Raw genomic sequence first — 5,503 nt, 5'->3', positions numbered from 1 at the left:
AGCCGCGCCGTCGACTGCGCCATCGCCAGCCCAGCAGGTAGCCGTCGCCCCACCCGCCGCGCGCACCGAGGCACCTGGCACCCCGCCGCGCCGATACCTGCCCCGCGACGAAATCCAGCAGCTGATCGTCGGCAAGTCGCACAGCTTCGAGGACGGCAGCCCGCAGGAAGTGCAGCGCTGGGACCTGCGCAGCAGCGGCTTGATCTACTACAACAGCCAGGCGGTCGGCCGCGCGGGCGTCAACGGCTCGGGCCGGTGGGAGCTCAAGGACGACGGCAGCCTGTGCGTTCGCTTCAATACTGCGCCGCCCATGCAGCCCAACCAGGCGCGCCGGCCCGACAGCGGCTGCTGGCAGTTCTATCGGGACGGACAGAAGCTGATCCGCGCGAGCAGCGCCGCAACGCCCGGCCTGCCGCAGGTGGAGATCGAGGTGCGCTGAATAAAAACTCAGCAGCAAGCCCACGGCGTCGCAAGGGGCAAGAGGCAGTCAACCCCCAATCGTGCGTTGTTTGCCTGCGGCGCCTGCCCTACCTTGGAGGCCCTGGCGTGGCGGTGCCGCCAGCGGGTGCATGCAGGCATTCACCCATTCCTCATCGGCGCCGCGAAAAGGAGTTGGCATGCCGGTCTCTCCAGCACTCCATGTCGTTTGCCGCGCGGCCGCGATGACCGCGGTCCTGGCATCGGGGCTGCTCGCCGGTTGCGACGAGTCCCAGCAGCCGACCGCCGTCACGCTGATCCAGGCGGCCTCGAATCCGGACGGCGACGGCCAGCAGGCGCGCGCGTCCCTGGCCGGAGGTTCGCTGCGCGAGCAGTTCCAGATGTACTTCGGCGATCGATTCGCCGAAGAACAAAAGGGTCTCATGCAGCAGCCCCAGGTGGCTCAGGCCCAGGCGCCTACGTTCTGATAGCCCCGAGAGCGACGGCGATCGGGAGCGGCCAGTCTGTGCGCCGCGCAGGCGAAAAAAAAGCGCGGCTCGCGCCGCGCTTCTTTGGGTCGGGGAGTGACTCGCCGGGCAGCCGATCAGGCCGCCGTCATCATCACCGCCTTGGCCACCAGGTAGGCTTCCATCGCCTCCGGGCCGCCTTCGGAGCCATAGCCCGAATCCTTCACGCCGCCAAAGGGCGCCTCGGGCGTGGGCGTGGCCGGCTGGTTGATCCACAGCATGCCCACTTCCACGTCCTGCATCAGTTGGTGCGCGTTCTTGATCGAGCTGGTGTAGGCATAGCCCGACAGGCCGTAGGGCAGGCGGTTGGCTTCGGCGATGGCCTCGTCCAGGCTGTCGAAGCCGCGAATGGCGGCAATGGGGCCGAAGGGTTCGTTGTTGAACACGTCGGCGTTCAGCGGCACTTCGTCCAGCACGGTGGGCGCGAAGAAGTTGCCGGCATCGCCGATGCGCTCGCCGCCGGTCAGCACCTTGGCGCCCACGGCCCGGGCGTCTTCCAGGATCTTGGCCATGGCGCTCAGGCGGCGCGGGTTGGCCAGCGGGCCCATGCGGGTGTCTTCGGCCAGGCCGTCGCCCACCTTCAGGCCTTCGGCCTGCGCCGTGAGCAGCTTCGCGAACTCGGCGCGCACGCTGTTGTGCACCAGAAAGCGCGTGGGCGAGATGCAGACCTGGCCGGCATTGCGGAACTTGGCGGCGCCGGCGGCCTTCACGGCCAGCTTCAGGTCGGCGTCGGCGCAGACGATCACCGGGGCGTGGCCGCCCAGCTCCATGGTGGCGCGCTTCATGTGCTGGCCGGCCAGGGCGGCCAGCTGCTTGCCCACCGGGGTGGAGCCGGTGAAGGTCACCTTGCGGATGACCGGGTGCGGAATGAGGTAGCTGGAGATCTCGCCCGGGTTGCCGTACACCAGGCCCACCACGCCGGCGGGAATGCCGGCGTCGACGAAGCACTGCAGCAGCGCGGCGGGCGAGGCCGGCGTTTCTTCAGGTGCCTTGCACAGGAAGGAGCAGCCGCTGGCCAGCGCCGCGCCGATCTTGCGCACGATCTGGTTGATGGGGAAGTTCCAGGGCGTGAAGGCCGCGACCGGACCGACCGGCTCCTTGATCACCAGCGACTGCGCCGCCAGGTTGCGCGAGGGAATGATGCGGCCGTAGGTGCGGCGGCCCTCGTCGGCGAACCATTCGATGATGTCGGCGCCGGCAACGGCCTCGCCGCGCGCCTCGACAAAAGGCTTGCCCTGTTCCTGCGTGAGGATGCGGCCGATGGCGTCGGCGCGCTCGCGCAGCAGGCCGGCGGCCTTGCGCATGATGGCGGCGCGCTCGTTGGCCGGCGTCTTGCGCCAGACCTGGAAGCCCTTCTGCGCGGCTTCCAGGGCGCGGTCCAGGTCGGGAATGCCGGCGTGCGCCACCTTGCCGATCACTTTGCCGGTGGCCGGGTTGAACACGTCCAGCGTCTTGCCGCTGGCCGCGTCGCACCATTCGTTGTTGATCAAGAGGCGGGTGTCGGGGTAGCTCGTCGTTGCCGTCGTCGTCATGCGGGGGTCTCCAAGGTTGATCTGAAAAGAGGTTCAGGTTCCGGCCGGGCGGCTGCGCGCCTTGTTCCTGTCGCGCAGCGGAGCCAGCAGGGGCTTGAGTCCGTTGTGGTCGATCTCGTGCATGAGCTGCAGGAGCCGGCCGATCTCGCCCTTGGGGAAGCCCTCGCGCGCGAACCAGGTGAGGTAGTTGCCGGGCAGGTCGGCGATCAGGCAGCCCTTGTGCTTGCCGAAAGGCATCTCAAGGCTGACCAGACGTTCGAGGTCTTCCGGCTTCATCTCAGGCTGGGGGAAGGGCGCGCGAAAGGGGAGGGGAAAGGGCGATCTCTGCCCGCCATCATAGGCGGGCCGGCAAAGCCGCGCAGGCCAGGGCCTGGTTCAGGCCGCGACGGCAACGCCCTGTTGCTGCCGCAGCGGGCGGCCCCAGCCCTGCGGCAGGGCATGCAGCACGGCCTGCGCGTCCAGCGAGCGGATCGCGACGCCGGTGTCGCCCGGAATGCGGCCCTGAGCCAGCAGCGCCTCGTAGCGCAGCGCGCACACCCGCAGGAACGAGGCGAAATTGCTGACGACTTCGCCGCGCGCGGCCACCAGCTCGTCGTACAGCTTCTCGATGAGCTGCACCACGCCCATGCCGTCGCGCGCGGCGATTTCCTCCAGCACCTGCCAGAACAGGTTCTCGAGCCGGATGCTGGTGACCACGCCGTGCAGCCGCACCGAGCGGGTGCGGCTCTCGTAGCTTTGCGGGTCGGCGCTGATGAAGACTTCGCACATGGCGGCACGCTCCGTGGGTGGATGGCGCACTTTACAGCGCGCCTGCAGGCCCGCTCAGCCTTCTTCGATGCGCGTGCCCAGCACCTTCAGGAACTGGCTGATCCAGGCCGGGTGCGCGGGCCAGGCCGGCGCGGTGACCAGGTTGCGGTCGGTCACGGCCTGGTCCACCGCGATGCCCATGTACTCGGCGCCTGCCAGTTCCACCTCGACCTGGCAGGCCGGGTAGGCCGACACCTTGCGGCCCTTGATGAGGCCGGTGGCGGCCAGCAGCTGGGCGCCGTGGCAGACCGCGGCCAGGGGCTTGTCGGCGGCCAGGAAGTGCTGCGTGATCTCCACCGCGCGGGCGTTCATGCGCAGGTACTCGGGCGCGCGGCCGCCGGGAATGACGAGGGCGTCGTAGCTCTCCGGCCGCACCTCGGCAAAGGTGGCATTGAGCGTGAAGCGGTGGCCGGGCTTCTCGCTGTAGGTCTGCGCGCCCTCGAAGTCGTGCACCGCCGTGTAGACCCAGTCGCCGGCCTTCTTGTCCGGCGCCACCGCATGGACCGTGTGGCCCACGGCGGACAGGGCCTGGAAGGGCACCATGGTTTCGTAGTCTTCGGCGTAGTCGCCGCACAGCATCAGGATCTTGCGGGGCATGGATGTGTCTCCTCTAGTACAACAACGGGCAGGATGCGGGACGGGCCCGCAAGCGTCATTGTTGGGAGATGCGCCGCCTGGGTGGTAGCAATGGGTTGTGACAGCCCTCAGGCCTGCAACGACCGGGCGGGCGCCCGCAGCAGCATCAGCGCACCGAAGGCCAGCAGCGCCAGCGCGCTGGAAATCCACAGCGAGCCCAGGCCCCAGCGCTCGATGCACAGGCCGAAGAGCCATGGCGCCGCCGCCTGCGCCATGCCCGCCGGCACCATCAGCAGGCCCTGGCGCTTGCCGTAGCCGGCCGCACCGAACAGGGCCAGGGGCAGCGTGCCCCTGGCGATGGTCAGGATGCCGTTGCCGGTGCCGTGGATGATCACGAAGGCGGCAGCGGCCGGCGCGCCCGCCAGCGCGAGCAGCGCCGCCCCGGCCGGATGCGCCAGTGCCGCCAGCCGCCCCGACAGCAGCGGATGCAGCTTGCCCAGCACGCCGAACTCCAGCACGCGCCCGGCCACTTGCGCCGGCCCCACCAGGGCCGCCACCGCCACGGCCGAGGCGACCGAGGCGCCCGCAATCACCAGCAAACCGGGCAGGTGCGAGGCCATGGCGGTGCTGTTGAAAACGACCACGGAGAACACCAGGGCCAGCAGCAGCGTGGCGCGCGTGGCCGTGCCCTCGGTGGCCGTCGGCAAGGCCGGTGGCGCCTGCTCGCCGGCAGGGCGCGGCGAATGCGCCGGCGTGGCGGCTCCCGTGGGCAGCAGGGCATGCAGGGGCAGTGCCACCAGCAACTGCAGCAGCGCCCAGCCGTAGCAGGCGCCGCGCCAGCCGAACTGCGACGCCATCCAGGCGCTGAGCGGCCAGCCCACGGTGCTGGCGAATCCGCCGAACAGCGTGACGCCGGTGATGGCGCCGCGTGCATCGTGGCCGTAGAGGCGCACGAGCGTGGCAAACGCGCCCTCGTACAGGCCGCTGCACATGGCCACGCCCAGCAGCGCCCAGGCCGCGAACATCCAGGCCGGGTTGCGTGCGCTGCCGAGCAGCAGCAGGGCGAGGGCGAAGACGACGCTGGTCACCACCAGGATCGGCCGGCCGCCGAAGCGGTCGAAGGTGCGGCCGACGTGCGGGCCCACGAACGCGGACATCAGCAAGGCCACGGAAAAGGCCGCGAAGACGGTCGAGCTGGCAACGCCCAGTTCCCGCGACATGGGCACGGCCAGCACGGCCGGCAGGTAGAAGGACGACGCGAAGGCCAGGATCTGGTTGATGCCCAGGGCGACGATGACGGCGGATTGGCGGCGAAACTGCATGCCTGAAGAAAAAGGCCCTGCGGCCGGGACGACGGGATGGCCGACTCTAGCGCGCGCTCGCGCGCAGCCAGGCCCAAGTGCAAAATGCAAGGCATGCGTGCTGCACCTCGCCTGCTTCTTGTCGCGACCCTCGCCGTGCTGGCTGCAAGCGCGGCGACGGGCGCCGGCGCGGAAGTGCTGCGCTGCGAAGACGCGGCCGGCAAGGTGAGCTACACCGACAGCAGCTGCCCGCCGGGCACCAGGCCGCAGCGCGTGTCCACGCAGGAGCCGGTGAGCGTGCTGCCCGACCCGCAAGGCGATCGCGCGCGAGCCGCCCGCGAGG

8 protein-coding genes are annotated in these 5,503 nt (G+C 70.0%); 3 read left to right on the top strand and 5 right to left on the bottom strand.

Features of this window, described 5'->3' with window-relative positions:
* Together VSO01S_RS27635 and VSO01S_RS25860 are read left to right on the top strand one after the other, a co-directional pair.
* Positions 1-439, top strand: a 439-nt coding sequence (locus VSO01S_RS27635) for a hypothetical protein (RefSeq protein WP_161944480.1), incomplete at its 5' end; no start/stop codon positions are given.
* Positions 440-617: 178 nt separating this feature from the next.
* Complete coding sequence (locus tag VSO01S_RS25860) at positions 618-905, top strand: hypothetical protein (protein WP_068645628.1); 288 nt, start codon at positions 618-620, stop codon at positions 903-905.
* Between the two features lie 116 nt (positions 906-1,021).
* On the opposite strand, the gene VSO01S_RS25855 is transcribed toward VSO01S_RS25860, so the two are convergent.
* The 5 genes from VSO01S_RS25855 to VSO01S_RS25835 all read right to left on the bottom strand — a co-directional run bounded on the left by VSO01S_RS25855 (position 1,022) and on the right by VSO01S_RS25835 (position 5,181).
* Positions 1,022-2,476, bottom strand: a complete 1,455-nt coding sequence (locus tag VSO01S_RS25855) for an NAD-dependent succinate-semialdehyde dehydrogenase (RefSeq protein ID WP_068645627.1) — start codon at positions 2,474-2,476, stop codon at positions 1,022-1,024.
* 33 nt (positions 2,477-2,509) lie between these two features.
* On the bottom strand, positions 2,510-2,752 hold the full coding sequence (locus VSO01S_RS25850; protein ID WP_068645626.1) for a DUF3820 family protein: 243 nt from the start codon (positions 2,750-2,752) through the stop codon (positions 2,510-2,512).
* A 99-nt stretch (positions 2,753-2,851) separates the two neighbouring features.
* Positions 2,852-3,244 (bottom strand): ribbon-helix-helix domain-containing protein, encoded by a 393-nt coding sequence (locus VSO01S_RS25845; RefSeq protein ID WP_068645625.1) that lies wholly within the window; start codon positions 3,242-3,244, stop codon positions 2,852-2,854.
* A gap of 54 nt (positions 3,245-3,298) precedes the next feature.
* Positions 3,299-3,880, bottom strand: a complete 582-nt coding sequence (locus VSO01S_RS25840; protein WP_068645624.1) for a DJ-1/PfpI family protein — start codon at positions 3,878-3,880, stop codon at positions 3,299-3,301.
* Between the two features lie 107 nt (positions 3,881-3,987).
* A complete protein-coding gene (locus VSO01S_RS25835; RefSeq protein ID WP_068645623.1) occupies positions 3,988-5,181 on the bottom strand; it encodes an MFS transporter in 1,194 nt (397 codons plus the stop codon).
* 93 nt (positions 5,182-5,274) lie between these two features.
* Here VSO01S_RS25835 and VSO01S_RS25830 point away from each other — a divergent pair.
* Positions 5,275-5,503: DUF4124 domain-containing protein (locus VSO01S_RS25830; RefSeq protein WP_153305446.1), on the top strand; the 229-nt coding region annotated here is incomplete at its 3' end.

It is taken from the genome of Variovorax soli NBRC 106424, from assembly GCF_001591385.1.
Taxonomy (GTDB): domain Bacteria; phylum Pseudomonadota; class Gammaproteobacteria; order Burkholderiales; family Burkholderiaceae_C; genus Variovorax; species Variovorax soli.
The sequence above is the reverse complement of the archived record's forward strand: the minus strand, read 5'-3'. Positions and strand labels throughout refer to the sequence as shown.

Coding starts and splice junctions, on each gene's coding strand:
- VSO01S_RS25855 (WP_068645627.1), bottom strand. CDS start 2,476: ATGACGACGACGGCAACGACGAGCTACCCCGACACCCGCCTCTTGATC.
- VSO01S_RS25845 (WP_068645625.1), bottom strand. CDS start 3,244: ATGTGCGAAGTCTTCATCAGCGCCGACCCGCAAAGCTACGAGAGCCGC.
- VSO01S_RS25840 (WP_068645624.1), bottom strand. CDS start 3,880: ATGCCCCGCAAGATCCTGATGCTGTGCGGCGACTACGCCGAAGACTAC.
- VSO01S_RS25835 (WP_068645623.1), bottom strand. CDS start 5,181: ATGCAGTTTCGCCGCCAATCCGCCGTCATCGTCGCCCTGGGCATCAAC.
- VSO01S_RS25860 (WP_068645628.1), top strand. CDS start 618: ATGCCGGTCTCTCCAGCACTCCATGTCGTTTGCCGCGCGGCCGCGATG.
- VSO01S_RS25850 (WP_068645626.1), bottom strand. CDS start 2,752: ATGAAGCCGGAAGACCTCGAACGTCTGGTCAGCCTTGAGATGCCTTTC.